The sequence below is a fragment of the Phenylobacterium sp. genome (assembly GCF_031360265.1).
Classification (GTDB): Bacteria; Pseudomonadota; Alphaproteobacteria; order Caulobacterales; family Caulobacteraceae; genus Phenylobacterium.
On record NZ_JANMBF010000012.1, the window covers coordinates 42468 to 67663 of the forward strand.

Here is a 25196-nt window from a genome sequence, read left to right on the forward strand (position 1 = left end):
GCCAGGACCGCGAGGGCGCCGCGCGCTCAGGAGTCGTTGCGATGTCCAAAGCGCGATCGGATCCTTCCCGGGGTGAGATGATCGACATCGGCGGTCGCCGACTGCGCGTGGTCAAGGACGGCCCGGCTGGACCCCGGCCGACCGTGGTGCTTGAGCATGGCGCCTTTGGCTGCGCCGCCGACTGGGCCGTGGTGCAGGCGCGGTTGGCCGCCAAGGGGCTGGCGAGCCTCGCCTATGACCGCGCCGGTTTGGGCTATTCCGATCCCGGCCCGCGCCACCGGGACGGCCATGCGATGGTCGCCGACCTGGACGCCCTGCTGCGGGCGCTGCGCGAGACAGGGCCGATTGTGCTGGTCGGCCATTCGATGGGCGGTCTGACCACCCGGCTCTTCGCGCTGACCCATCCGGAGCGGGTTGCCGGCCTGGTGATGGTGGACGCCGTGACGCCGGAGATCCTGGCAATCCCGGCCGCCGCGCGGGCCTTTGACGCGTTCAGCCGGATCCTGACCGCGGTCCGCTGGCTGGCGAGGGCGGGACTCATGCGCCCCGCCACGCTGATCACCGGCGACACGATCGGCCTGCCGCCCGAAGCGTCCGCGGAAAAGCGCGCGATCCAGGGGTCGGCCAGCCACGCTCTGTGGGCCGCCGAGGAAGTTCGCCAGTGGCGGGCCCTCGCCACCCAGGCGAGCGCCGCGGCCCTTCCGCCTGGTCTGCCGGTCGCGGCGATCACCGCCGGCGCCAGGACACTGACCGCGCTCAAGGAGACCCAGGCGATCGCGGCGCTGGCTTGCGCCAACGGCTATATCGAACAGGTGCCGGGCGCTGGCCATGCCAGCCTGCTGGGCCGGCGCTTCGCCGACCCGGTTGTCCGCGGCGTCGAGCATGTTCTGGCTGCCGTCCAGCGCTAGACCGGTTCGCACGCAATGCGGCCGCAGGCCGCCAGCAGGCGGTCGTGGGCCAGCGGGCGCGCGTCAAGATCGTCGAAGCCGCCATCCTCGCGGACCACGGCGGGCAGGGTCGCCCCGGGCCGCGCCACCACCTCGATGGCGCGCTGGGCGCTGACCTCGAACCGGCCGTCCCACACCCCCGTGGCGCCGGCCGCCAATCGCAGCGGCGCCAGGCCGCCGCGCGCAACCTCACCGGGTTCGCGCCGAATGCGGACCTGATGCGGATCGGCCTCGATGCGGGCGCCGGCAAGGGTGGCGATGAAGCTGGCGTCGGCCAGCAATCGCGCGGCGACGTGATCGATCTGGCGGCCCCGCGGCGGTCGATCATTTCCCCCGGCGCAGAGACAGGCGATCGATACGAGTCGCCTGCGGGCGTCAGCCGTGGCCTCGCGGAAAGCCAGGCGTGGAACCAGAAGATCCCCGGTCGCGCCGTCGGCCCGGCAGGACCCCGCCAGCACCCGAATCTCGACGCCATCCTCGGGTGAGATCGACACCAGGGCGTCATCCGTCGCCCCCCCGGCCAGCGCCTTGCGCGCGCGGGATCGGGCGTAGGTCAGGTCGGCGTTGGCCGGATCCTCGATCCAGGATTCGCCGCGGGCATGAAGCCAGGCGCGAATCTGCTGGCGCCGCACCGTCAGCAAAGGTCGCAGCAGAAACACCTCGCGCCCCTGCGGCCAGGCTGGCGAAGGCGCCCACTCGCGCGGCTCCGGCGTGGTCGAGCCCGTGGCCCGCATCCGACGGGCTTCGGCGATGTCGTCGGCGGTATGGCCCATCAGGATTGCCCGTGCGCCGGCTTCGCGCGCCGTATCGGCCAGCAGGGCGTGTCGCGCGGACCGGGCGGCGGCGGGCAGGCCGGCGGCGGGTTTGCGGCCCTCCCAGGCCAGAGCGTTGAACCGGGCCCCCAGCCGGGCGGCCACGGCGGCGCAGTCGCGGGTCCACCCGGCGCTCGCCGGGTTCAGCCGATGAGCGACGGTGAGCACCAGCAGCCGCCGGCCCGCCGCCGCGGCCCATGCCGAGGCGGTCAACAGCAGCGCCAGGGAATCTCCGCCGCCGGAGAACGCCACGGCGATCGGGGCGGCACGATCGCGCAGAAGGCGGCGGTCGAGGATCGCCCCGACCGTCTGCTCCAGGTCTGGGGTGGCGACTGTGTGGCGGGGCCCTAGCCGCACTTTGCTTGGGCGCGGATGGCCGCGGCGTGATTCACAACGGCGGGCGGCGCTTTGGGGTATCGCCGGCCAAGCTCAGCCAGTGTCTGACAGGCGTCGCCGGGCTTCTTCAGGCTCACCAGCGCGCGCGAAAGCTCCACCACCGCATCGGGCGCCCAGGCGGTCTTGGGCCAGTCGCGGATCGCACCGATAAAGGCGCTGGCGGCCCTGGCGTAGTCGCCTCGCACCAGCAGGGTCTTGCCCCACCAGTAGCGGGCCTCCGGCGCGCGTGGGGTATCCGGATACGTGGTGACAAAGGCGCCGAACGCCGCCTCGGCGGCGTCGTAGTCGCCGCCGAGCATCAGCTGCCGCGCCTGGGCGAAGGCGTCCGCCGAGGCGGCCTTGGGATCAGGCGGAACGGACTGGACGGGGGCCGGCGGCGTGGCGGCCGCCGCGACCTCGGCGGCCTTCTGCTCATCGGCCGCCAGCCGATCGCTGAGCAGCTTGACCTGCGTCTGCAGCGCCGCGGTCGCCCGCCGGGCCTGATCGAGTTCGTGGGTCGTCACCTCCAGCGAGCCGTTGAGCCGGGTCAGCGATTGCTCCAGGTCGCTGATGTGGTTGGCCTGTTCAGCCATCCTCGCATCGGTGTCGGCCGGTTGGACCACCACCGGCGCGCCGGTTTTCTGGCCTTTGAAGACGATGTCACGCAGCTCGCGAACCACCCTCTCCATCCTATCGACCCGCTTGGCGTCGCGGGCGTCCAGAGGATCGTCCATGGGCGTCTGCGCCAGAGCCGGCGTGAACGGCGCCGCCGCGGCCAGCGCCAAGGCCGCGGCGGCGCCCAGCAGTCGCAGGCGAGCCCGGCTCATGGCATCCGGGCGCCGGAGATCACCGCGGTGCGGGCGTTGCGATTGTGGCTGTCGGCCGCGTCGCCCGAGCCGACGTCGACGGGCTTCTCCTTGCCGAAGGAGACGGTCGAGATCCGCGCCGCCTCGACGCCGTGAGAGACCAGGTATTCGCGCACCGCGTTGGCGCGCCGGGCGCCCAGGGCGAGGTTGTATTCCCGCGTGCCGCGTTCATCGCAATTGCCTTCGATGCGCACCTGGACGGCCGGATAGCGCTTCAGCCAACCGGCCTGGGCCTCGAGCAGGGGCGCCGCGTCGCCACGCACCGAATAGCTGTCGAAGTCAAAATAGACCCGGTCGCCGACATTGATCACGAAGTCCTTCTCGGACCCGGGAAGCGCGCTCTCTGTCACAGGTTCGACGCGCGGCGGCGCCGTCGGCGCTCGCGGCGGTTCCGGCGGCGCCTGCTGCAGTGGGGCAGGCGCGGTGGTCGGATAGGCGGGCGGCTTGTGCGCGCAGGCGGCGAGCGACAGGGCGGCGCTGGCGGCGAGCGCCAGCCGCAAGGCGGTTCCGGGCAGGCGGATCGTGACCATGGAAGAGGTCTCCTTCAAGGGTGCGCGTGAGCGCGAGGCTGAGAATCTGGCGGGCAACCCCGCTTCGCAAGCATCAGTTCAACAACGGTGACCAAGCCGGGTCCGATCCGGCGCCAGGATAGGGCATGGGCTGCAGGATACGGCCGGTGACATCGACGCTCCAGAGCCTGGAGGCGCCGTCCGCCGTTTCGCGGCTGAACATCAACACCCGGCCGTTGGGCGCCCAGGCCGGACCTTCGTCGAGATAGCTGGATGTCAAGATCCGCTCATCCGTGCCGTCGGCGCGCATGACCCCGATGTGAAATTCGCCGCCCACCTGCTTGGTGAAGGCGATGAACTCGCCAGTCGGGCTCCAGACCGGAGTCGTGTAGCGCCCTGCCGCGAACGTCAGCCGGCGCTGGTTCGATCCGTCGGCGGCCATCACATAGAGCTGCGGCGAGCCGGAGCGGTCGGAGTTGAAGACGATTCTGGCGCCGTCCGGAGAAAAGGAGGGCGAGGTGTCGATCGAGGGGTCGGTGGTCAACCGCGCGGTGGTCCGGTTCTTCAGGTCCATGACAAAGATGTCTGAGTTTCCGCCACGCTCCACCGAGAAGGCGACCTTGCCCCCGTCGGGGGAGAAACGCGGGGCGAAGACCATGCCCTTGAAGTCGCCGAGGCTCTCGCGTCGGGTGGTGTCGAGGTTGAGCAGATAGATTTTCGAGCCCTCGGGCCGAAGCTCCATATAGGTCAGCTCCTGGCTGGTGGCGGAAAACCGGGGGGTCATGATGATCGCCGAGCCGTCAGTCAGATAGGAGGGGTTGGCCCCGTCCTGGTCCATGATCGCAAGGCGCTTGGTCTTACCGCCCCGCCCGCCGGTCTCGGCGACGAACACCACGCGGGTGTCGAAATACCCCTTCTCGCCGGTCAACCGCTCGTAGACCGAATCGGAGATCTTGTGCGCCACGCGCCGCCAGTTCTCCGGGCTGGAGGCGAATTGCAGACCCAGAAGCTGCTGCTCGGCGAAGACGTCCCACAGGCGAAAGTCGACCTGCAGGCGGCCGGCGACCACCGTGACCTGGCCGTTCACCAGGGCCTGGGCGTTGATCTCCTTCCAGGCTGGGAAGCGGGGTTGGACGGCGGCATTGAGGTCGCGCTCGACGAAGCTCGCAGGGTCCAGGGGGCGGAACAGGCCCGAGCGTTGCAGGTTGGCGGCAATGACGCCCGCGATGTCGGCGCCCACCTGGCCGCCGCTGAATGCCGGCACAGCGATGGGCAGCGGCTGCACGTCACCGCGGTTGACGTTGACTTCGATCTCGGCCCGCGCGGCAGCCGGAATCAACGTCGCGGCGGGCAGGGACGCCAGCGCCGTCAGCAATGCGCGTTTTGAAAGGAGCGTCATCAGGAACAGGCCTCGCGTGCGTTGAAGTTGACCGCGATCCGGTCGCCGTAGAATTCCCGGGGCAGGGCCCGAAAGGGCGCGGCGGCGTAGACGGCGCGCACGGCACGCTCGGCAGAGGCCTGGGCGACGGCGTTGTGGGCGCCCTTGATCTGCGAAGCGACATCGCCAACCACCTGGCCGCCGGCGCCGATGACGAAGCTGACACGGACCTGCACCTCGCGACCGCCCTCGACCTCGCAGTTGGGATTCCAGCGCCGCTGTAGTTCCTCGGTAAGTCCGTTCATCGCCGCGGTCGAGAGGCTGGCGCCCAGCGCGGGCCGGGCCACGGCCGAGGTCCCGGGACGCGCCGGAGCCTTGGCGGCGGACGATGGCCTGGCAGGCGCCGGCCGGACCATCTTGGAAACGCTGGCCGAGAGGGCGTCGAGGTCGAGAGCCTTCTGCTGCCTGGCTGGCGGAGCGGGCCGGGCCGGCGCGGGCGCGGGCATCGGCTTGGCCACGGTGGGCGCCGGCTTGGGCGTCGGGACCGGCGGCGCGGGTTTCGGCGCGGGCGGCGGGGCGGTCGATTCCAGTGGCGCGTCGGGCGTCGGCTCGGCGGCCTGGGCAGCCTGCTCAACCGGCGCCGGTTCGGCGGGGCGCGGATCGGGCGCGGGTGATCGGGCGACCAGGGTCACGGGTACGATCGCCCCCACTTTCAGATCGCGGGTGAAATTCCAGGAGACCATCAGCAGGGCCGCGACGCTGGCGTGCAGCAGCACCGAGCCGACCATCGCCGGTGAGAGCTCCTGGCGGATCATGGCGCCGCCTTGGCGCCCGACGAAGGGCCGCCGGTATCGGTGATCAGGTTGATCGAGGTGAAGCCCGAGGTCGACAGCGACGCCATCACCTGGGCGACGACAGCGTAGGCCGCCTTCCCGTCGGCGCGGACGTAGAGCGGTCTGGCCCCGCCGGGGCCCGCCATCTCGTGCAGGCGCGGCGCGAGGTTGGCGAAGGCGACGGCGTCGTCCTTGATGAAGATCGAGCCGTCGGCGCGAATCGACACGGTCAACGGCTCGGACTGATCCTGCAGAGAGCCGGCCTCCGTCTTCGGCAGCTCCACGGGGACACCCACGGTCAAGAGCGGCGCGGAGATCATAAAGACGATCAGCAGCACCAGCATCACGTCGACCAGCGGGGTGACGTTGATCTCCGACAGGGCTCCGCGCCGACCGCGCCCGCGGCGCCGGCGACCCCGGCCCGCGCCGGCCGCGAAGGCGTCGTTGGCCGAGAGCGCCATGCCTCAGACCCGGTCCGCCAGCCGCCGCTGGATGGCGGTGGAGAGGTCGTCAGCGAAGCCTTCGAGGCGGCCGGAGAACTTGCCGGCGGCGGTCGAGAAGGCGTTGAAGGCGATGTAGGCCGGGATCGCGGCGACGAGGCCTATGGCGGTGGCGAACAGGGCCTCGGCGATCGAGGGGGCGACCACGGCCAGCGAGGTGTTCTTCTGGATGGCGATCGACTGGAAGGCGGTCATGATACCCCAGACCGTGCCGAAAAGTCCAATGAATGGCGAGGCGGTGGCGACGATGGCCAGCGACCCCAGGCCCAGTTCAACGCGGGCGGACTCGCGCGCGATGGCGGCGTCCAGCACGCGGTCGATGCGCTGGATCAGGAACGCGGCCTGGGTGTCGGTGCTGAGACCCTTGGCGCGGGACTCACGCCACTCGCGCAGCGCACCCTGGAGCATGCGCGGCAGCACGTGGCGCGGGCGCTCGCCGGCGTCGGCGGCGACCTCCTCAAGACTCTTGCCGGAGGCCACGGCGTCCTCGAAGGCGTTGGCGGCGCGATTGAGGCTGGCGAAGCGGAAGGTCTTGTCGAGGATCACCGTCCAGGACCACAGCGACGCCACCGCCAGGCCGATCATGACCAGCTTCACCACCCAGTCGGCGCGCAGGAAAAGGGTGATGAAATTGAAGCTGTCAGGCGTGATCGCGGTATGGTCCATGCGTCGTCCAGGCGTTCCGTGGGATCGGCGAGAGAGGGTGGTGGCGGGCCGCGGTGGCGATCTTATGGCGAACCGGTAAACAGCGGTTCGAGGGCGGCGACCATCCCCGGCGGCGGTTTGCGCGGGCGGCCCTTCAGGTCGATGCAGGCGGCCTCGACGGCGGCGGTGGCGATCAGCTCGTCGCCCTGCTGGCCCGCCCGGGTGATCCGTTGACTGACGAAGAGCCGGGGGCCCTTCACGGCGTCATAGGTGGTGCGCACCAGGAGCGCATCGTCGACGCGCGCGGCGCGCTTGAAATCGACGGCTATGCGGGTGATCGTGAAGGCCGCCGGATCCGGGCGCGCCAGCAGGGCCGAGTGGCTGACGCCCACCAGCCGGAAGAAATCGCTCCGTCCACGTTCAAAATAGCGCAGGTAGTTGGCGTGATAGACCACGCCGGTGAAGTCGGTGTCCTCATAGTAGATGCGCACCGGAAGTTGGTGCTCGCGCCCGACGATGCGGCCGGCGGAGGGCTGGTCCTCACTCATCCTCGAACAGCTCCCCCGGCTGCTCCGCCTGGGGGGCGGGGGACGGCGCGGCGAGGCCCAGGTGGGCGTAGGCGCGGGCGCAGGCCACGCGGCCGCGCGGCGTGCGCTGGATGAAGCCCTGCTGCAGGAGGAAGGGCTCGATGACGTCTTCAACCGCGTCGCGGGCCTCGGCGATGGCGTAGGCGAGCGTCTCCACCCCCGCCGGGCCGCCAGCATAGTTCTCGATCAGGGCGCGCAGATAGCGGCGGTCGAGCGCGTCGAGGCCCATTTCGTCGACGTCGAGGCGGGCCAGGGCGGAGGCGGCGGCGGCGCGGTCGATCAGCTCGATCCCGTCGGACGCGGCGAAGTCGCGCACCCGGCGCAGCAGGCGGCCGGCGACGCGCGGCGTGCCCCGGGCGCGGGCGGCGATCTCCTCGGCGCCGTCCGGTTGCAGCGAGAGCCTCATCTTGCCGGCGACCTGGGTGAGAACCTGCCGAAGCTCGCCGGGGGTATAGAACTCCAACCGGATCGGGATGCCGAACCGGTCGCGCAGCGGCGTCGCCAGGAGGCCCGCCCGGGTGGTGGCCGCGACCAGGGTGAAGGGCGCGAGATCGATGCGGATCGAGCGCGCCGAGGGGCCTTCGCCGATCATCAGGTCCAGCACATGGTCCTCCATGGCCGGATAGAGGATCTCCTCGACGTTGGCGGGCAGCCGGTGGATTTCGTCGATGAACAGGACGTCGTTGGGCTCAAGGTTGGTGAGGATCGCCGCCAGGTCGCCGGCCTTGGCCAGCACCGGGCCGGAGGTGGCGCGGAAATTGACCCCCAGCTCGCGGGCGACGATCTGGGCCAGGGTGGTCTTGCCCAGGCCGGGGGGGCCGAACAGCAGCACATGATCCAGCGCCTCGCCGCGCGCTCTGGCCCCGGAAATGAACACCTGGAGATTGGCCTTGGCCCGCTCCTGGCCGACGAATTCCGACAGCGTCTGCGGCCGCAGCGCCTTGTCACGGGTCTCCAGCGGGGCCGGTTCGGGGGAAACCAGGCGGGTCATGGCCTAGATCCTCCCCGAAGGGGGAGGTGGATCGCGGCGAAGCCGCGAGACGGAGGGGGTTTCACCCGCCGACTCCGCAACAGCTGGCATCCCGAGCACCGGAGAGGAAACCCCCTCAGTCAGTCTTCGCTGACAGCTCCCCCTGGGGGGGAGCAACTGGATCGAGCTGGAAATCCTCACCGGCCCAGCTCCTGCAGCGCGGCCTTGATCAGGGCCCCGGCCTCGGCGGCGTCGCCGAGCCGCAGGTTGGCCTGTTCGACCACGCGGCGGGCGGCCGGTTCGGCGACGCCCAGCCCCATCAGCGCCGCGACCGCCTCGCCCGTGGCCGACGGCGGCCCGGGCGCGGCCGACGCCGAGGCGTGCAGCGTCGCCACGATGCCGTCGCCGATCGGCTTGTCCTTCAGTTCGGTGACGATGCGCAGCGCCAGCTTCGGCCCGACCCCCTGGGCGCGGGCGACGGCCGCCTGATCGCCGCGCTGGGCGGCGGCGCTGAGCTCGGCCGGCGGCAGCACGTCCAGCACCGAAAGCGCCGCCTTCGGCCCCACCCCCTGGATGGTCTTCAGCATGACAAAGGCGCGGCGCTCATTGCGGTCGAGGAAACCATAGAGGGTCATGCCGGTCTGTTCGCCCCACTGGCTTTCGATGTGCAGGGTGGCGGCCTCGCCCATGGCCGGCAGCCGGCCCAGCGTGCGCGAGCCGCAGCGCACCACATAACCGACGCCGGCGACGTCGATCAGCGCCTCCTCCTCGCCCACCTCGGCGACCACGCCCCACAGGCGGCCGATCATGGGCGGCTCCGGTCCCCGGCACGGCCTACGGGGCTGCGCCCCTCCGTTGGCCGGGGATGACGAGCCTTAATGTGAATCACGTTCAGCATCTGTTCCAGCATGCCGTAAACCGCGTCGCGCCGCTTGAAAATCATCAATGCCCAGGCGCGGGCGTTTGGAGGCTTGCCAAGCCGCCGTAAGCACCGGCTCGCGGCGGGTCAGCCGGTGCGGGTCAGCCGGTGCGGGTCAGCGGCAGCATGTGCAGCAGCGACGAGGCGACGATAGTGGCCAGGGCCGCTGCCGGGTTGACGAAGCTGAGCGCCATGGCGGCGAACAGCATGACCAGGGTCAGCGCGCCGACGATCTGCACCCGCGGCCCGTTGAACGCCCGGCGCGCGGCGGGGTCGGCGATCTCGGCGGCGACCAGCGCGCGCAGGACCGCGAAGCTCGCCCCGCACACCGCGAGCACGCCCGCATAGAGCGCGGTGGGGAACGCGCCCAGGCCGGTCCGGCCCATGTAGGCGGTCGAGAACGGGATCAGCGAGATCATGAACAGCAGCACGATGTTCATCCAGACGATCCGTTCCCGCGTCCGCGGCAGCCGGCGGATTATGTGGCGGTGATTGACCCAGTAGGTGGCCACGAAAGCGAAGCTGATCAGATAACCCAGGAAATCGGGCCATGAGCGGAGGATGGCGCGCCAGTGCGGATCGACCGGCGGACGCAGCTCCAGAACCATGATGGTGATGATGATGGCGATGATACCGTCGGAGATCGCTTCCAGCCGGCCGGGCGTGATATCGGGGCCGCTCATCGCCTGTTTCGTCATGGGCGGATGCGGCGCTGCCGCGCGGGTTTCGTCAAGTTTACAGCTGGTGTGCTCATCGGCGCCGAATTGCTCCGGAGCCCGTGTCAAGCGCATGCGACCTTCGGAATCGGGACACTAGGCGGCGCCGAGGAAGGTGCGGGCGCGGCGCGCGTGGGCGTGGGCGATGGCCACGGCCAGGGCGTCGGCGGCGTCGGCGGTGGTGGCGCCGGCGGTGGGCAGCAGGCGCGCGATCATGAACCCGACCTGGGCCTTGTCGGCCGCCCCCGTCCCCACCACCGCCTTCTTGACCACCGTGGCGGCGTATTCGGCGACCGCAAGCCCCGCGCGCGCCGGGGCCAGCAGGCAGCAGGCCCGCGCGTGGCCGAGCTTCAGGGCCGACTGGGCGTTGGTGTTCATGAAGGTCTCCTCCACCGCCGCCTCCTGCGGTTCGTGGGCGTCGATGACCTGGGCGATGGCCTCGAACAGCACCAGCAGCCGCTCGGCGAAGGGGAGGGTCGCGTCCGGGGCGATCACCCCATGGGCGATGTGGGTCAGCCGCGCGCCCTCGATCGCCACCACGCCCCAGCCGGTGCGGCGAAGCCCCGGGTCGAGGCCGAGGATGCGGACGGAGTGATTCGCAGCGTTCATCGTCTGTTCCAGTGTGGCGCAGAGAAGGGCGTTGGGGAAGGGTTTAGGAAGCGCGGGCTTGATGAAACCGAGATGGCGCAATCCATCACGGTTCATGATGTTGAACGATCCGCCATGAGATCTAAGCCGGCGTTTGCGCGGCGTTGAGTCTTTGACGGCCGCCTTTCTATGTTCTATATTTGTTCTTACATCCCGCCGCTTCGCGGGGGAGATATGTGTGGTTCGCTTCCCCTCTCAGCGCACGCTGGCGCCGCAGGAGCCGCCCGGGCTCTATGTCTCGACCTATGACGTGAGGCTGGGCGCGGCGATCTGTCGGCGGCTGGCGGCCGGGGAGAGCCTGCGGGCGATCTGCCGCGATGATCCGAAGATGCCGACCGAGAAGACGGTGTGGAACTGGGCGCGGGCGCACCCGGAGTTTCGTCTGATGAAGGACCATGCGCTGGGGGTCGCGCGGGCCGCGTCGCTGGCGGCGCAGGGCGCGCGGGATCAGGCGAGCCGAGCGGCCGTGCGCCGGCGCGCCTGGAACGCCGGCGTCGACGGCTATTGCCAGGGCGTCGCCGACGAAATCCTGCTGCGGGTGATGCGTGGCGAGGGGTTGAGCGAGGTCTGCCGCGACCCCGGCCTGCCGTGTGTCGGGACGGCCTACAACTGGATGCGGCGGTATCCCGACTTCCTGGAACAGTACCGTCGCGCCAAGGCCCTGGCCCCGGAGATAATGCTGGAGGAAGCCTGCGAAGAGCTGCCCTGGCTCGGCGAGCGGGCGTCCTGGCCGATGCTGCGCCGCACGGTGCGGGCGGTGGACAGCCGCGCCGGGCGCCGGGCGCTGAAGCGCTATGCGCCCGCACCGGCGGAGGTCGCGGCGGGGCTGCGGGTGGCCATCGAAGCGCCGGACGGCACGATCGAGGTGCTTTACGAGGGATGACCATCGGCGGGGCTGAAGCGTCCGGCGCCGTTGCGTCGACCCGCGTTCATCCAGCGTTCAAGTGACAGGTCGGCAAGGTGGCGCGGCGGGGGCGGCGGCGAGTCGCGCCCGCGAGTCCGGGATCGTGTCCGGGCGGCAGAAGGGCGCGACGATTTGCAACCTTTTCCGCACTGACCCGTATCTTTGTCACGGCAGTTTCGGGATTTGAGGCGAATGCGCGACCAGGAAATCTACCAGCTGATCGGTCGCCGGCTGCGCGCGCGGCGGCGGCTGCTGGCGCTGACCCAGGGCCAGGTCGCCGCGGCCTGCGGCCTGCGGTTCCAGCAGATCCAGAAGTATGAGGCTGGAATCAACGCCATTTCGCTGGCCCGGCTGGTGACCCTGTCGCAGGTGCTGCGTGCGCCGCTCGCTGAGCTGCTGCACGGCTTGCAGGAGGCGGCTCTGGAGGCAGGCGGGGACGCTGTGACCGACGATGGGCCGCGCCGCCGCCCCGCGCGCGAAGGGGCTGAGCTGAGCGTCTGACCGGTACGGCCAGGCAAGTTCGCACAGCCCCGCACGCGCGACTATCCGACGATCGACCTCTCCTGGCCCCACCAGAGCGGGCTCTTCGGCAGGTCGATGAAACGGCGCTCGTCTTCCAGCAGCAGGGCGGAGGCGGCGCGAGCGTCCGGCCGCTCGGCGTTGGCCGCCAGGGCGTCGAGGCTATCGAACCACAGCTCGGCGACGCCGTCGTATTCGGGCGGGGCCCGGCGGCTGGTGCGCAAGGGGGCGCTGATGTCCGCCGCCAGGCTGTGCAGCTGCACATAGCGGCGGATGCCCAGCGTCTCGGCGACGCTGGCCACCAGGGGGCCGTGGGTGTCGAACCAGTAGTCCTGGAACGCCTCGCGGCTGAGCTGCGGCAAGCGGGTCAGGCAGAAGGTCAGCTTTATCATCGAGGGGTCCAGGGACGGGGCGGGGCGAGAACCCGCCGAGCTTGGGCGCAAGCCGGCCCGGCGGGAAGCCCCCCCGACCTTGGACCTCAGGCGGAGAGCAACTGCTGGCGGCGGCGGCGCAGCACCGCGCCGATGCCGCCAAGACCAGTGATCATCAGACCCCAGGCGGCCGGCTCGGGGACGGGTCCGCCCGTGCCCGGCGGGACGGCTTCGAACACGTTGCGGGTAAAGGTGCAGGCGGCTTCGTGGCCGGCGCAGGTCTTGGCGATGGTCGCAAAACCGAACGTCGAGGTCGCCGCGTCATAGCCTTCAAACTCGAAGACGGCGTTGTAGAAGCTGTAGATCCCCCCGTGCACCGCGCCGGCCGCCGGATTGAAGGTCCCGAACAGGAAGCTTCGCGACGCGCCCGGCGCCAGGTCGAAGTTCACCGGATTGATGAAGCTGGGCGCGGCGTAGTTGAAGCTGAAGGCGTAGGCCCCGGCGCCGCAGCCGGCGGTGAACGTGCCGCCGCACTCATAGCCGTTGTTGAGGAACACCCGCGGGAAGCCGGCGACCTCCGGCGGCAGGGTGGCAGGCGAGACGATCGCCCCGCTGGCGTCGGTGGTCAGGCGGTCGGAGGCCGCGTCCAGCGACAGGGTCACCCAGACCGGGATCGCGACATTGTTGGCCACCGTGGCGGACGGGGTGTCGAAGCTGAGCGTGCCGATCACCGCGGCCCGGGCCTCGGTGGCGGCGCCGAGCGCGATCAGCGCTAGGGCGGTGGAACGAAGTTGACGCAACATCTGATGAACACTCCGGAACCCGAGACAGGACTGGCGGAGCAAACATCACGGGAAGGCCGGCGGCGATACCTCCCGGTTCGGGGAGGGTGACCGGGGTTGGCGGGGCTTTTGCACCCGGACCGGGCCCGCGACCGAGGGATCGCGGGGCCCCTCTTGAGCAAGGACTGGGCCGCCGTGGCCGCAGGGCCGGGGAGCGCGTGGCAGGCGCCTCGCGGACGACCGCATCGGGCCGTGGCGCGCTCAGACGCGGCCGGCGAAGCCAGGCTGCTGCGCGAACTTGTCGGTCCGGGCGATCTCTCCCTCGGCTGCGAGGTTGCGGTCGGCGACCTGGATCGTGGCCCTGACCGTGTGGGTCTGGGCGTGGACCGCGGTGGTCAGGGCGAGAGCGGGAACGGCGGCGAGCGCCAGGCTGGCGATGCCGGCGACTTGGGCGACGAAGTTCTTCATGGGTCTTGTCCCTGGTGCGAAGGCTCGTGGCGGTGCGGGCCGCCGATGACCAGGGAATACTGAACGATGCTGAGATAGTCCCGTGAAGCTTGCGTAATGACCTGGAATTCACAAACTTAACGGCAGTTCACGACATGAACGACTTGTCATCATCGCCGAGCCCCTGAGCGCTTCATTGGCCCGGCGCCGCGCGGGCGGCGTTCGAGCGCTCTTGCCGAGCGCGTCGGGGACGGGAAGAGTGGCCGCCGGCCGCGCCGGCCGCGCCGGCCGCGCCGGCCTGGCCGGACGCCGCCCCTTGAAACCCGCCGATCCTTCAGGACCCCGCATGGCCGACGAGATGATGTCCCTGGGCGCCAAGCTTGCGCAGCACGCCCGGTTCCAGCCGAACGCCCCGGCGGTGAGCTGCGGCGAGGCCACCGTGACCTATGCCCAGCTGCACCGGCGCACCAACCGGCTGGCGCGCGGCCTGGCGGCGATGGGAGTCAAGCACGGCGACCTGGTCACGCTGGGCCTGCCCAACGGCGTGGGGTTCGTCGAGGCCTGCTATGCGATCTGGAAGCTGGGCGCGACGCCGCAGCCGGTGTCGTTCCGCCTGCCGAAGGGCGAGCTGGAGCAGATCGCGGAGCTCGCCGACACGCCCCTGGTCATCGCCGACTTCAAGCATGCGATCGACCGGCCGCTGGTGACCCTCGCCGACATCGAGGCCCGCGCCGCCGACGACGCCGACCTGCCCGACGCCACCGCGCCGATCTCAAAGGCTCCGACCAGCGGCGGCTCGACCGGGCGGCCCAAGCTGATCCTGTCGGGCCAGCCGGGGGAGACCCTGGCGCAGACGCCGGAGATCGGCGGCTGGCGGATGAAGGCCGATTCCATCGCCGTGCTGCCCGCGCCGCTCTATCACAACGCCGGCTTCGGCATGATGATGGCGGCGATCGCCATGGGCTGCCACCTGGTGGTGATGCCCCGGTTCGACCCCGAGGCGACCCTGGCCGAGATCGAGGCGCGGCGCGCCACCTGGGTCTATCTGGTGCCGACCATGATGAACCGCATCTGGCATCTGCCGGACGCGGCGCGCGAGAAACACGACCTGTCGTCGCTGGAAACCCTGTGGCACCTGGCCGCCCCCTGCCCCGCGTTCCTCAAGGAGGCCTTCATCCATTGGATCGGGCCGGAGGTGGTGATGGAGCTCTATGCCGGCACCGAGGCGCAGGCGGTGACCATCATCTCCGGCGCAGAGTGGCTGGAACACCGGGGCTCGGTGGGCAAGGTGAGCGTCGGCGAGATGAAGGCCGTCGGCGAGGACGGCGCCGACCTGGGGCCGCGGCAAGTGGGCGAGATCTATATGCGCCGGCCGGAAGGCAGCCCGCCGACCTATCAGTACCGGGGCGCGACGGCCAAGGTGATCGCGGGCGGCTGGGAAAGCCTGGGCGACATCGGCTGGTTCGACGAGGACGGCTATCTGTACCTGGCCGACCGGCGCACCGACATGATCCTGGTGGGCGGCTCCAACGTCTATCCCGCGGAGATCGAGGCGGCGCTGGAGGAGCATCCCCAGGTGCAGTCGGTGGCGGTGATCGGCCTGCCCGACGACGACTTCGGCGCCACCATCCACGCCATCGTCCAGGCCCAGGGCCCGGTGACGCCGGAGGATCTGAAAGCCCACCTGGCCGACCGGCTGGTCAGCTACAAGCAGCCGAGGTCCTACGAGTTCGTCGACGAACCGCTGCGCGACGACGCCGGCAAGGTGCGCCGCTCGGCGCTGCGCGAGGCGCGGATCAAGCCCAAAGCGACGGTTTAGCGCGACATCCAGGGCTTGGATTTCGACGAGGACCGGGCGGCGGCGGCCTGTTCGCGCTGGAACCTGCCGCCCCGGGGCGGCTTGGGCCGGGCGTCGATGGCGGCGGTCTTCAGCCGCAGCGCGCGCTGGATCGGAGTCTCGCCCATGTGAGCGTCTTCGGCGGGGGCATCGTCATGCGGCATCGCTGGAAGTCCTTCGCTCTGGCGCCGAATGGCTCCGGCTCTTACGGTTTGCGCAAGGTTAAGCCAATCCGCGCTAAAAGGCTCCCATGGCCCGCCGCCGTCAGAAGATCTGGATCACCCGCGCCCAGCCGGGGGCAGACGCCACCGCCGACCGGGTCCGCGCGCTGGGGCACGAGGCTCTGATCGGTCCGCTGCTGGCGGTGCGCAATCTCGATGACGTCGCCGTCGATCTGGACGGGATCGCGGCGCTGGCCTTCACCAGCGCCAATGGGGTGCGCGCCTTCGCCGAGCTTTGCGCCGAGCGGGCGCTGAGGGTCTTCGCGGTCGGCGCGGCCACCGCCCAGGCGGCGCGTGCGGCGGGGTTCCGGCTGGTGCTGTCGGCCGACGGCGACGTGGACGCCCTGGCCGAAGGCATCGGCCAGCGGCGCGGCGAACTGCGCGGCTGCGTGCTGCACCCTGGAGCCGCCGAGCCGGCCGGCGACCTGGCCGGCGCGCTGCAGCGCTACGGGGTCGAGGCGCGTCGCCTGATCCTCTATGAAACCGGCCCGGTGAAGCTGGACGCCGAGACCGCCGCGCGGCTGGTGCTGGCCGACGCGGCCCTGCTGCATTCCCCGCGCGCCGCCCAGGTGCTGGCCGCCCTGCTGAAGGCCCATCCCGCGCCCAGGCTGCGGGCGCTGGGCCTGTCCAAGGCGACGGTCAGACCGCTGTCGCGCACGCCGCTGGCCGAGCGCGCCTTCCCCTCGATGCCGCTCGAAGCGGCGCTGCTGAACCTGATAGACCGCCGCCCATGAGCCCGTCCCCCGACCCGTCTCCCGACTCGGCCCCCGGCTCGGCCCCCGACTCGTCCCCCGGCTCGGCCGACGCCACCGCGCCCAGGGATCCGGCCGCCTACCGACCGCGACCGCTGCTTGGCGTCAGCTTCTGGGCGATGATCGCCTTTGCCGTGCTGTGCGTGCTGGCCGGCGTGGCGATCGCCAATTTCGGGCCGCGCCTGCTGTTGCCAAAGCCCTCGATCGGGCCCCCCGGGCAGGCCGCCTCGACCGTCGAGACGCCGCAGGGCGGCGCCCTCACGCCCGCCGCCAATGCGCCGGCTGTCGCCGCCTTGCCCACGCCCGATGTGGCGCGGCTCGACGCCCGGGTCGCCAGCCTGGAAGGCCGCCAGGCCCAGATGTCCCGGGCCGCCGCCGCGGTGCTCGCCGCGGCCGCGGTGGCCGAGGCCTCGCAGTCCAGCGGCCCCTTCGTCGAGGCGCTGGCCAGCCTGCGCGCGCTGACGCCGCCATCGGCGGAGTTGCAGGCCCTGGCGCGACTTTCGACGGCCGGCGCCCCCAGCCGCGCGGCCCTGGCCGCCAGCTTTCCGCAGGCCGCCGCGCGCGCCGCCAGCGCCGCCCAGGCGCCGGGCGAGGGCGCGGGCCTGCGCGCCCGCATCGTCTATGCCCTGTCGCGCGTGGTCAGCCTGCGCCGGGTCGGCGACGTGGCCGGCGCGGGCGCCGACGCCGTTCTGGCCCGCGCCGAGCGGCAGGTGGAGGACGGCGACCTCGACCGCGCCCTGCACACCCTCGACGCGCTGCCGCCCGCCGCGCGCGAGGCGATGGCGGACTGGCGCGGGCGCGCCGAGCGACGCACCGAGATCGACCGCAACGCCGCGGCGCTGCGCGCCCGCGCCCTGCGGGGTCTGGTCGGCGAGGCGGCTGTGGGCGAGGCGGGAGCCGGCGGATGATCCGCGCCGCCCTGGTCATCCTGGTTGTCATCGCCGTCGCGGTCGCCAGCCTGGCGTTGAGCGGCGACGCCGGCCGGGCCAGCGTCGTCTGGATGGGGTGGCGGGCCGACATGACCGCCTCGGCCCTGACCCTGATCGTGCTGTTCGCCGCCCTGGTGGCCGCCCTGGCCTGGCAGACCCTGCTGTGGATCCTGGCGGCCCCCCGGCGCGCCGAGCGGGCGCGGGCCGAAAGCCGCCGGCGCCAGGCCAATGAGGCCCTGACCGGAGGGTTTCTCGCCGCCGCGGCGGGGGACGGCCCGGAGGCGCGGCGGCTGGCGCGCAAGGCCGGCGAACTGGCCGACGAGACGCCGGGCCTGGTCAGGGTTCTGGCCGCCCAGGCCGCCGAGGCCGCCGGCGACGTCCCCGCCGCGCGGGCCGCCTACACCGCCATGCTGGGCGTCCCGCAGATGCGGCTGGCCGGCCACAAGGGACTGATGCAGCTGGCCCTGGCCCAGGGCGAGCGGCAGACCGCGCTGCGGCACGCCCAGGAAGCGTTTGGCGAGACCCGCAACGCCCGCTGGGCCTGGCGCGTGCTGCTGGAGTCCCGCCTGGAGGCGGCCGACTGGATCGCCGGACTGGAGCTGGTGAAGAACGCCCTGGACCGCAAGATCGTCCCGCCAGTGGTGGCCGAGCGCGCCCGCGCCGCCCTGCTGGCCGCGCTGGCCGCTCAGGGCGAGCAGGCCACCGACCCCAAGGTCCGAGCCCAGGCGCTGGACAGCGCCGTCGAGGCCGCCCGGCTGCGGCCCGGCTTTGCGCCCGGCGTGGTGATGGCCGCCCGCCTGCTGGCCGCCCATGGCAAGCTCGGGCGGGCGTCGGCGGCGCTGGAACAGGCCTGGAAGGCCGCGCCGCACCCGGCGCTGTGGCTGGCCTATCGCGACCTGAACACCACCGAGACCCCGCGCGATCGCGCCCGGCGGCTGAGCCTGCTGGCCGCCCAGAACCCCACCCACCGCGAGAGCTACATCCTGGCGGTCGAGCGGGCGCTGATCGTCGGCGACGCGGCGGCCGCCGGCCTGGCGATGTCCGCGCTCGACGCCGCCCCGCTCACCGCGCGCATCGCCGGCCTGAAGGCCCGCGTGGCCTTCGCCGCCGGCCGGCCGGATGAGGCCAGGCTGTGGCTCACGCAAGGCATGGCCGCCCCGCATGAGCCGGACTGGTCCGACCTCGATCCAGAGGGTCGCGCCTTCGCCTACCAGGCGTCGGACTGGGCGCGGCTGGCGATGACCTACGCCGAGACCGGCGAGCTGATCCACCCGCGCCACGAGCGTTCCGAACGCGGACTGGGCGAACTGCCCAGTCTGCCGATCGCCTATGCCGACGCCGCGTCCTTCCTCACCGTGGAGGGGGGTGAGCCGGTGCTCTATCCGGTGGACGGCGCGGGCTATGAGGACGACGAGGCGGGTGCGGCCGAGCCCCCGCCTGGCCCCGTGTGACGTTTCTCGGGACCGAGGCGGCTTGGCGAGCGGGCGCGGAGCCGCTAAACAGGCCGTCCTTCGCGGCCGGGCCTGCTCCGACCGCCGCCGGATTGAAGACCCGCAACGGGAACCAGGGCCGCCTTAGCTCAGCTGGTAGAGCACCGCATTCGTAATGCGGGGGTCGCGTGTTCGAGTCACGCAGGCGGCACCATCCGGCTTTGCGCCGCGCGCCTTGCAGCGCGTGCGCGGAGACACCGCGCGTTAGGCTCTGGCGACACAAGATGGGGCGTGGAGGGCCCCGGAGCGTGACCCGCCGCGTCGGCCGCGATATGGGGTCACTGGCCAATCAAAGGAGTTTCCATGCGCAGTCTGACCGCCGCGACGTTCTCGGTGCTGGCCCTGGTCGCGACGGCGCCGGCGCCGGCGATGGCGGCGGCCCCGCCCGCTGGCGCGGCCTCGCCCCTCATCGCCGACGTGCGGTGCCTCTTGACCATGGCGGCCTTCGGAGGCGCCAAGGAGCGCCAGCAGGCGGCTCAGGTGGGCGTCTATTTCTTCCTCGGCCGGATCAGCGCGCGCGCGCCGGGGCTGGACCTGGGCGCGGCGCTGAGGGCCGAGGCGCCCAAGCTCGGGCCGCAGGAGCTGCAGGTGGAGCTGCGGCGGTGCGGGACCATGGTCGAGGCCCAGAGCACCGGGTTGCAGGCCGCCATGTCGACGCTCGGAGGCAAGCGCGCCGCCGGACCGGCCGCGCCGGCCAGGCCCGCCGCGCCAGCGACCGCCGCCACCCCGCCGGCGCCTGCCGCCCCGTCCCCACCGCGCTGAGGCTTCAGGACGGCGGCGCGTTCGCCGGGACAGCCGCGGTCATCGCCGGGCCGATCTCGTCGTGCAGGACCAGGTCGGCATAGGGGTCCAGGTCGGTGGGCTCGCGGTTGACGATGGCCAGCGCCGCGCCGTGGCGTTTGGCCAGCAGCGGAAAGCCTGCCGCCGGATAGACCACCAGGGACGAGCCCAGCACCAGGAAGAGGTCGCAGTCCAGGCTGGCGGCTTCGGCGCGGGCCATGGGTCCGGCCGGCATGGCCTGGCCGAAGGAGATTGTGGCGGTCTTCACCAGCCCGCTGCAGGCCCGGCACCGGGGGATCTGGCCGACAGTCAGGAAGCGTTCGCGCAGGTCCTCCAGCTCATGGCGTTCGGCGCAGTCCAGGCACGTGGCGTAGCTGGCGTTGCCGTGCAGCTCGATCACCTGAGCCGGGGCGATGCCGGAGGCCTGGTGCAGGTTGTCGACGTTCTGGGTGATCACCGCGCGGGCCTTGCCCTGGGCGACCAGCCGGGCGACCGCGGCGTGTCCGGCGTTGGGCTGGCGGCCCACCCACCCGGCGCGGCCGGAAAAGGTCCGGGTCCAGGCCTCGCGCCGCATCGCCGGGTCGGCGACGAAGTCCTGGAACTGGATCGGCTGCATCTTGCTCCACACCCCGCCGGGGCTGCGGAAGTCGGGGATGCCGGATTCGGTGGAGATGCCGGCGCCGGTGAACACCACGATGCGCCGGGCGTCAGCGATCCGGCGGGCGAGGTCGGCGCGCGTGGCGCCTGAGGACTTATCTTGAAGCATGCCGCTATTCTGGCGCGGATTGCGGTCCGCGCGCCAGATCAGGTGGGTGTGCGCAGCCTCAGCCGGTCGAGCCATCGGCCGGCGAAGGCCCGCAGGTCTGGTTTTCGGCGCGGGCGTCGAATTGCCGCTTTTCCAGGCGCCCGGCTTTGCCGATAGTGCCACCAAGGCCGCCGGACGGAACCAGGCGGCCGGCAGGGTGGGGAACGGTCGATGAGCAGAACACGGAGCCTCGCGCTGGGCGCGATCGTCGCGGGCTTGGCCGCAGGGCCGGCGGTGGCGCAGAGTCCGCTGGCGCAGGGGCCGCTGGCCCCGGACTCCGGCCACACCGCCTGGCTGCTGAGCGCGACGGCCCTGGTGCTGTTCATGACCCTGCCGGGGCTGGCGCTGTTCTATGCGGGCCTGGTGCGGCTGAAGAATGCGCTGTCGGTGATGGCCCATTGCGTGGCCATCGCCTGCCTGGTGTCGCTGCTGTGGCTGGCCGGCGGCTACAGCCTGGCGTTCTCAGGAACCGGCCCGCTGATCGGCGATCTGGCCAGGTTCGGCCTGCCGATGGGCCGCGCCGCCCTGGTCGGCAGCGTGCCGGAAAACCTGTTCTTCATGTTCCAGATGACCTTCGCGATCATCACTCCGGCGCTGATCGTCGGCGCGGTGGTCGAACGCATCCGGTTCAGCGCGGTGCTGCTGTTCTCAGGGCTCTGGGTGCTGGTGGTCTATGCCCCGGTCGCCCACTGGGTCTGGGGCGGCGGCTGGCTGATGGGCCGCCACGTGATGGATTTCGCCGGCGGCCTGGTGGTCCACGCCACGGCCGGGACCTCGGCCCTGATCCTCGCCTGGCGACTGGGGCCGCGCGACGGGTTCCCGCGCGACCTCTCGCCGCCGCACAACCCGGGCATGACGATGATCGGCGCCGGCATGCTGTGGGTCGGCTGGTACGGATTCAACGCCGGCAGCGCGCTGGCGGCCAACGCCGACGCGGCCGCGGCCCTTGTCGCGACCCATCTGTCGGCGGCGACGGCGGGCCTGGTCTGGGCCTTGATCGAGTGGCGGCGGTTCAAGCGCGCCAGCATGGTCGGCCTGGTCACCGGCGTGGTGGCCGGGCTGGCGACGATCACTCCGGCCTCCGGCTTCGTCGGGCCGTGGGGCGCCGTGGCCCTCGGCGCTGCGGGCAGCGTGATCTGCTATCAGGCGGTCGAGCTGGTGAAGCAGCGGCTGAAGATCGATGACAGCCTCGACGTCTTCGCCGTGCACGGGGTGGGCGGCATCCTGGGGACGCTGCTGGTGGCTGTGCTGGCCTCGACCCGGCTGGGCGGCTCCGGCTACGCGCCGGGGGTCGACATGTCCGCCCAGGCGGTGACCCAGGTGCTGGGCGTGGCGGCGACGGTGGCGTGGTCGGCGGTGGCCACCCTGGTGCTGGCCTTCGTGGTCAAACGGATGGTGGGCCTGCGCGCCCGCGACGAGGCCATCGAGGAAGGTCTCGACCTCTCCGCCCACGGCGAGCGGGCGTGGAATCCCTGACGCCCTGACCGGGCGATCAGGGCCAGGCGATCAGGGTGACGCGATCAGTGCAGGGCCGCGATGATCGGCCCGAACACCAGCGGCAGCAGATACTGCCGGATCCCCTGGATCACCAGGAGGACGATGATCGGGCTGATGTCGACGCCGCCGATGGCCGGGATAACCTTCTGCACCGGCCGCAGGATGGGCCGGGTCACCGCGTCGAGGAAGCGGGCGACGTTGTAGACGAACGGGTTGCGCAGATTGATCACGTCGAAGGCCACCAGCCACGACAGCACCGCGCTGACGATGATCGCCAGGATCAGCAGGTTCAGCAGGTTGTCGACGATGAAGTAGAGGAAGGAGCCCATGGCCTCGCTTCTAGCGGGCTTTGCGGCGGAGACAAGGCGGCCCGTGCGGCGGCCCGTGCGCCGGCCGGATGCGGGGCGGCGTCGCGCCGGCTTGACAGAGGCGGCCGCAAAAGGGTTATTCCGCGCCTTCCTGGGTCTTACCCTGGGGGCCGTAGCTCAGATGGTAGAGCGCCTCGTTCGCAATGAGGAGGTCAGGGGTTCGATTCCCCTCGGCTCCACCAGGACCTTTCCGCCACCTCAGGCGGGGATGCAGACTTCCGCGGTCAGCCAGGCCAGGGTGAGATCGGCGACGGCTTCCCAACCGGGTTCGCCCATCAGCCAGTGGCTCATGCCGGGCATTGGCCTGAAGCTCGCGCCCAGGCGCTCGGCGGTCGCCCGCGCGGTGGCCGTGGAGTGCACCACATCGCGCTCTCCGGAGACGACGAGGGTGGGCGCCGACATCGGACCCGGGCCGACGCTGGTGGTCATGAAGGGGTCCAGCCACCAGTTCAGGGTCTCGCGCACGGCCTGGGCGCTTTCCGGCCGCAGCCGCGCCACGGCGGCCTCCCGCTCATCGGCGGGCATCCGGTCGAGGCTGTAGGTGCGCATCAGGCCCCGGTCGGGGGTGAGCGCGCCGGAGGAAAAGGCGCTGAGCATCTGCACGCCGAACGCCGTGGCGGCCTCCTCAAGGCTGGAATGGGCCACCCCCCAGGGCGGCGAAGGCGCCAGCAGGACCAGGCCGGCAAGCGCCGCGCGCCGCGCCGCCAGCTGCGCCACCAGTCCGCCCATCGAGTGGCCGAGCAGCACCGGCGGCGCGTCCAGTCCGGCGCAGAGCCTGGCGATGTCGGCGGCGTAGTCGCTCATCGAGACCCCGCTGACGGCGTTGAGATCGTCCCGCGCGCCATGACCGCGCAGGTCCGGCGTGAGCACCTCGAAGCCCGCCGCCTCGAACGGCGCGCCAAACCGTTCGAACGCCCAGCCGCCGCAGAAGGCGCCATGCACCATGACAATGGCTGTCATTCATCCCCTCATCCCCGGCGGCCCGCCGGCATCCGCGCCGCCACCTTAGGGCCAATCGCGCCCGCGCCCGCGGAAAAATCAGCCTCGCGGACGCTCGGCGGCGAATTCGCCGAACGCTTCGACCACGCGATCATAGGACGCGCGCTTGAACGGCACGATCAGTTCCGCGGCTTCCGCCAGGTGGGCCCATCGCCAGGCCGCGAATTCCGGCGGCGGGTGGGCGGCCAGATCGAACTCGGCGTCCTCGCCGTCAAAGCGGAAGGCGAACCACACCTGCTTCTGTCCCTTCCAGCCGCGCATCGCCTTGGGACCGCCGTGACCGGGGGGGAAATCGTAGGCCACCCAGCCTTCGGTCCGCGCGAGAAAGCTGACCTGGGAGGCCCCCGTCTCTTCAGCCAGCTCGCGACGCGCGGCGGTTTGCAGGTCCTCGCCGGGATCGACGCCGCCTTGCGGGAACTGCCAGTTGTAAGGTTCGGGCGCGCCGGCGCGGCGACCCAGCCAGACGCAGCCATCGCGGTGAAACAGCACCACGCCGACGTTCGGCCGATAGAGCGCGAGATCCTGGCTCATGGACCCGCGATCTTAGCCTATTGGTGGGCGAGGGCGGAAGCCGGTGCGAGCTGGAACCCGCGCGGGGCCAGACCCCGCGACCACAGGGCCACCTTGTCCAGAGTTACCGGATAGGCTGAGCCGGACCCCAGCGCCTGGCCGCGCTGCAGCGCGCCGGCCTCCAGCGCCACCAGCTGCTGGTCTATGGCCGCCGGGCTTAGCTGGTCGTCGATCGTCCGGTCCGCAGTCCCGCGCAACGCCGGCCCACCGGTGCGTCGCGCGGCGACGCCGTCGTCGAAGAAGGCCAGGCCGCGTCCGCGAAGGGCGGCGGTGAGCGTCCGGTAGGGGCCATCCGAGGCCAGGAAACGCGACCCCTGGGCGTTGCTGACGCCGAAATAGCCAGTGGCTCGCGACAGCACCCACTCCAACCCTCGCAGGGTCTCCGCGGGCGGGGCGGCCGCCATCAGGGTGTTGGGGCCGGGATCGTTGTCCGGATAGTCCACGGGCTCCATCGGAGCGGCGATCAGCACCTCGTGGCCGTGGGCGCGGGCCATGTCGATCCAGCCCTGCAATCCCTCGGCATAGGGCGTGAAGGCGAGCGTGATCTCCGCCGGCAGGGTCTCGATGGCCTGGCGGGTGACGCTGCTGTTCAGGCCCAGGCCGCCGATCACCAGGGCCACCATCGGACGTCCGTTGGCGGCGAAGGGGCGCCGGTAGGCCTGGAAGGGGGTGCGCCCGTCCTGGGCGATGATCGGCAGGGGACCCAGGGGGCCGGGCGCGAAGACCCCTGCGATCGGCGCGGCCGGCAGCGGCGCCCCCGGCGCCAGAGGCGGCGGCGGCGCGGCCGAGCGGCTCGCGGCGGGCGCGAACGCGGCAAGCGGCCGCTCGGAGAGGCGGATCACGTCGCGGCTGACAATCGCCGGCCCGTGGCGGACCACGAGCATCTCGCGCCACCCTCTGGGCGCATGGGCCATGGCCGACCCCAGCGCCAGCCGCACGCCCAGGTGGGGCTGGCGCGTCCCGCCCAGCGTCATCGCCAGCGCCGCCGCGGCCGCAACCAGCAGCATCGCGGCGACGGCGACTCCCAGCGGGCGGCCGGCGATGGCCCCAGGCAGCTTCAGGCCCAGCCGCAGGGGCAGGCTGGGCATCGAGGGGAGGGCGAGGCGAGGAAGGGTAAGGCTGACCACGGCTTTGGATGCTCCTGGCCGGGAGTCTCCCAAGACAGGGTTAACGATGGCGAAACAGAGTTAGCGATCGCGTCCCGCGGTCCCGCGACGGGA

30 protein-coding genes and 2 tRNA genes are annotated in these 25196 nt (G+C 71.7%); 11 read left to right on the forward strand and 21 right to left on the reverse strand.

Going from position 1 to position 25196, the window contains the following annotated elements:
* Positions 1-41: 41 nt before the first annotated feature.
* Positions 42-908: an alpha/beta hydrolase gene (locus RMN86_RS00790; protein ID WP_309603918.1), complete on the forward strand. Its 867-nt coding sequence runs from the start codon at positions 42-44 to the stop codon at positions 906-908.
* Here the strand turns inward: RMN86_RS00790 and tilS are convergent.
* The 12 genes from tilS to ruvC form a co-directional block, all read right to left on the reverse strand.
* Positions 905-2116 (reverse strand): tRNA lysidine(34) synthetase TilS, encoded by a 1212-nt coding sequence (gene tilS, locus RMN86_RS00795; RefSeq protein ID WP_309603919.1) that lies wholly within the window; start codon positions 2114-2116, stop codon positions 905-907. The two genes, RMN86_RS00790 and tilS, sit on opposite strands and share 4 nt — an antisense overlap.
* On the reverse strand, positions 2107-2961 hold the full coding sequence (ybgF, locus tag RMN86_RS00800) for a tol-pal system protein YbgF (RefSeq protein ID WP_309603920.1): 855 nt from the start codon (positions 2959-2961) through the stop codon (positions 2107-2109). Before ybgF ends, tilS begins: the two co-directional genes overlap by 10 nt.
* The gene (gene pal / locus RMN86_RS00805; protein ID WP_309603921.1) at positions 2958-3530 is read right to left on the reverse strand and encodes a peptidoglycan-associated lipoprotein Pal; all 573 of its coding nucleotides are present in this window, start codon (positions 3528-3530) and stop codon (positions 2958-2960) included. The genes ybgF and pal overlap by 4 nt, the downstream gene beginning before the upstream one ends.
* Positions 3531-3603: 73 nt before the next feature.
* Positions 3604-4908, reverse strand: a complete 1305-nt coding sequence (gene tolB / locus RMN86_RS00810; protein WP_309603922.1) for a Tol-Pal system beta propeller repeat protein TolB — start codon at positions 4906-4908, stop codon at positions 3604-3606.
* Positions 4908-5702, reverse strand: coding sequence for an energy transducer TonB (locus RMN86_RS00815; RefSeq protein WP_309603923.1), 795 nt, complete (start codon positions 5700-5702; stop codon positions 4908-4910). Before RMN86_RS00815 ends, tolB begins: the two co-directional genes overlap by 1 nt.
* A complete protein-coding gene (locus RMN86_RS00820; protein ID WP_309603924.1) occupies positions 5699-6181 on the reverse strand; it encodes an ExbD/TolR family protein in 483 nt (160 codons plus the stop codon). The genes RMN86_RS00815 and RMN86_RS00820 overlap by 4 nt, the downstream gene beginning before the upstream one ends.
* A gap of 3 nt (positions 6182-6184) precedes the next feature.
* Positions 6185-6886, reverse strand: coding sequence for a protein TolQ (gene tolQ, locus RMN86_RS00825; RefSeq protein ID WP_309603925.1), 702 nt, complete (start codon positions 6884-6886; stop codon positions 6185-6187).
* Between the two features lie 62 nt (positions 6887-6948).
* Positions 6949-7413, reverse strand: coding sequence for a YbgC/FadM family acyl-CoA thioesterase (locus tag RMN86_RS00830; protein WP_309603926.1), 465 nt, complete (start codon positions 7411-7413; stop codon positions 6949-6951).
* Positions 7406-8443 carry a Holliday junction branch migration DNA helicase RuvB gene (ruvB, locus tag RMN86_RS00835; protein WP_309603927.1) on the reverse strand — a complete coding sequence of 346 codons (1038 nt, stop codon included), beginning with the start codon at positions 8441-8443 and terminating at the stop codon, positions 7406-7408. The genes RMN86_RS00830 and ruvB overlap by 8 nt, the downstream gene beginning before the upstream one ends.
* Positions 8444-8619: 176 nt before the next feature.
* Entirely contained in the window at positions 8620-9231 is a 612-nt protein-coding gene (ruvA, locus tag RMN86_RS00840; protein ID WP_309603928.1) for a Holliday junction branch migration protein RuvA, read from the reverse strand.
* Positions 9232-9442: 211 nt separating this feature from the next.
* Positions 9443-10024: a TMEM175 family protein gene (locus tag RMN86_RS00845; protein ID WP_309603929.1), complete on the reverse strand. Its 582-nt coding sequence runs from the start codon at positions 10022-10024 to the stop codon at positions 9443-9445.
* A 129-nt stretch (positions 10025-10153) separates the two neighbouring features.
* Positions 10154-10666, reverse strand: coding sequence for a crossover junction endodeoxyribonuclease RuvC (gene ruvC, locus RMN86_RS00850; RefSeq protein WP_309603930.1), 513 nt, complete (start codon positions 10664-10666; stop codon positions 10154-10156).
* Between the two features lie 217 nt (positions 10667-10883).
* Between ruvC and RMN86_RS00855 the strand changes: the two genes are divergently transcribed.
* Both RMN86_RS00855 and RMN86_RS00860 read left to right on the forward strand, forming a co-directional pair.
* On the forward strand, positions 10884-11588 hold the full coding sequence (locus RMN86_RS00855) for a hypothetical protein (protein ID WP_309603931.1): 705 nt from the start codon (positions 10884-10886) through the stop codon (positions 11586-11588).
* Between the two features lie 213 nt (positions 11589-11801).
* Positions 11802-12110: a helix-turn-helix transcriptional regulator gene (locus RMN86_RS00860; RefSeq protein WP_309603932.1), complete on the forward strand. Its 309-nt coding sequence runs from the start codon at positions 11802-11804 to the stop codon at positions 12108-12110.
* 41 nt (positions 12111-12151) lie between these two features.
* On the opposite strand, the gene RMN86_RS00865 is transcribed toward RMN86_RS00860, so the two are convergent.
* From RMN86_RS00865 to RMN86_RS00875, 3 genes are all read right to left on the reverse strand, one after another.
* Entirely contained in the window at positions 12152-12520 is a 369-nt protein-coding gene (locus tag RMN86_RS00865; protein ID WP_309603933.1) for an EthD domain-containing protein, read from the reverse strand.
* Positions 12521-12606: 86 nt separating this feature from the next.
* Positions 12607-13302: a PEPxxWA-CTERM sorting domain-containing protein gene (locus RMN86_RS00870; protein ID WP_309603934.1), complete on the reverse strand. Its 696-nt coding sequence runs from the start codon at positions 13300-13302 to the stop codon at positions 12607-12609.
* Positions 13303-13542: 240 nt separating this feature from the next.
* A complete protein-coding gene (locus tag RMN86_RS00875) occupies positions 13543-13749 on the reverse strand; it encodes a hypothetical protein (RefSeq protein ID WP_309603935.1) in 207 nt (68 codons plus the stop codon).
* A 238-nt stretch (positions 13750-13987) separates the two neighbouring features.
* On the opposite strand from RMN86_RS00875, the gene RMN86_RS00880 reads away from it, so the two are divergent.
* Complete coding sequence (locus tag RMN86_RS00880; protein WP_309603936.1) at positions 13988-15547, forward strand: AMP-binding protein; 1560 nt, start codon at positions 13988-13990, stop codon at positions 15545-15547.
* Here RMN86_RS00880 and RMN86_RS00885 read toward each other — a convergent pair.
* Positions 15544-15729 (reverse strand): hypothetical protein, encoded by a 186-nt coding sequence (locus RMN86_RS00885; RefSeq protein WP_309603937.1) that lies wholly within the window; start codon positions 15727-15729, stop codon positions 15544-15546. The genes RMN86_RS00880 and RMN86_RS00885 overlap by 4 nt on opposite strands.
* 86 nt (positions 15730-15815) lie before the next feature.
* On the opposite strand from RMN86_RS00885, the gene RMN86_RS00890 reads away from it, so the two are divergent.
* The 5 genes from RMN86_RS00890 to RMN86_RS00910 all read left to right on the forward strand — a co-directional run bounded on the left by RMN86_RS00890 (position 15816) and on the right by RMN86_RS00910 (position 19719).
* Positions 15816-16520 (forward strand): uroporphyrinogen-III synthase, encoded by a 705-nt coding sequence (locus RMN86_RS00890; RefSeq protein ID WP_309603938.1) that lies wholly within the window; start codon positions 15816-15818, stop codon positions 16518-16520.
* Positions 16517-17446, forward strand: a complete 930-nt coding sequence (locus RMN86_RS00895; RefSeq protein WP_309603939.1) for a mitofilin family membrane protein — start codon at positions 16517-16519, stop codon at positions 17444-17446. Before RMN86_RS00890 ends, RMN86_RS00895 begins: the two co-directional genes overlap by 4 nt.
* The gene (locus RMN86_RS00900) at positions 17443-18918 is read left to right on the forward strand and encodes a heme biosynthesis HemY N-terminal domain-containing protein (protein WP_309603940.1); all 1476 of its coding nucleotides are present in this window, start codon (positions 17443-17445) and stop codon (positions 18916-18918) included. Before RMN86_RS00895 ends, RMN86_RS00900 begins: the two co-directional genes overlap by 4 nt.
* 117 nt (positions 18919-19035) lie before the next feature.
* Positions 19036-19111: transfer RNA gene (locus tag RMN86_RS00905), tRNA-Thr, on the forward strand.
* Positions 19112-19260: 149 nt separating this feature from the next.
* On the forward strand, positions 19261-19719 hold the full coding sequence (locus RMN86_RS00910; protein WP_309603941.1) for a hypothetical protein: 459 nt from the start codon (positions 19261-19263) through the stop codon (positions 19717-19719).
* A gap of 4 nt (positions 19720-19723) precedes the next feature.
* On the opposite strand, the gene RMN86_RS00915 is transcribed toward RMN86_RS00910, so the two are convergent.
* Positions 19724-20503 carry a Sir2 family NAD-dependent protein deacetylase gene (locus RMN86_RS00915; protein WP_309603942.1) on the reverse strand — a complete coding sequence of 260 codons (780 nt, stop codon included), beginning with the start codon at positions 20501-20503 and terminating at the stop codon, positions 19724-19726.
* Positions 20504-20713: 210 nt separating this feature from the next.
* Between RMN86_RS00915 and RMN86_RS00920 the strand changes: the two genes are divergently transcribed.
* A complete protein-coding gene (locus RMN86_RS00920) occupies positions 20714-22018 on the forward strand; it encodes an ammonium transporter (RefSeq protein WP_309603943.1) in 1305 nt (434 codons plus the stop codon).
* 44 nt (positions 22019-22062) lie between these two features.
* On the opposite strand, the gene RMN86_RS00925 is transcribed toward RMN86_RS00920, so the two are convergent.
* On the reverse strand, positions 22063-22368 hold the full coding sequence (locus RMN86_RS00925) for a YggT family protein (RefSeq protein ID WP_309603944.1): 306 nt from the start codon (positions 22366-22368) through the stop codon (positions 22063-22065).
* Positions 22369-22513: 145 nt separating this feature from the next.
* Here RMN86_RS00925 and RMN86_RS00930 point away from each other — a divergent pair.
* Positions 22514-22589: transfer RNA gene (locus tag RMN86_RS00930), tRNA-Ala, on the forward strand.
* A 16-nt stretch (positions 22590-22605) separates the two neighbouring features.
* On the opposite strand, the gene RMN86_RS00935 is transcribed toward RMN86_RS00930, so the two are convergent.
* The 3 genes from RMN86_RS00935 to RMN86_RS00945 form a co-directional block, all read right to left on the reverse strand.
* Positions 22606-23367, reverse strand: a complete 762-nt coding sequence (locus tag RMN86_RS00935; RefSeq protein ID WP_309603945.1) for an alpha/beta hydrolase — start codon at positions 23365-23367, stop codon at positions 22606-22608.
* A gap of 78 nt (positions 23368-23445) precedes the next feature.
* Positions 23446-23937: an RNA pyrophosphohydrolase gene (locus RMN86_RS00940; protein ID WP_309603946.1), complete on the reverse strand. Its 492-nt coding sequence runs from the start codon at positions 23935-23937 to the stop codon at positions 23446-23448.
* 17 nt (positions 23938-23954) lie between these two features.
* Entirely contained in the window at positions 23955-25103 is a 1149-nt protein-coding gene (locus RMN86_RS00945; RefSeq protein ID WP_309603947.1) for a divergent polysaccharide deacetylase family protein, read from the reverse strand.
* Positions 25104-25196: the final 93 nt, after the last annotated feature.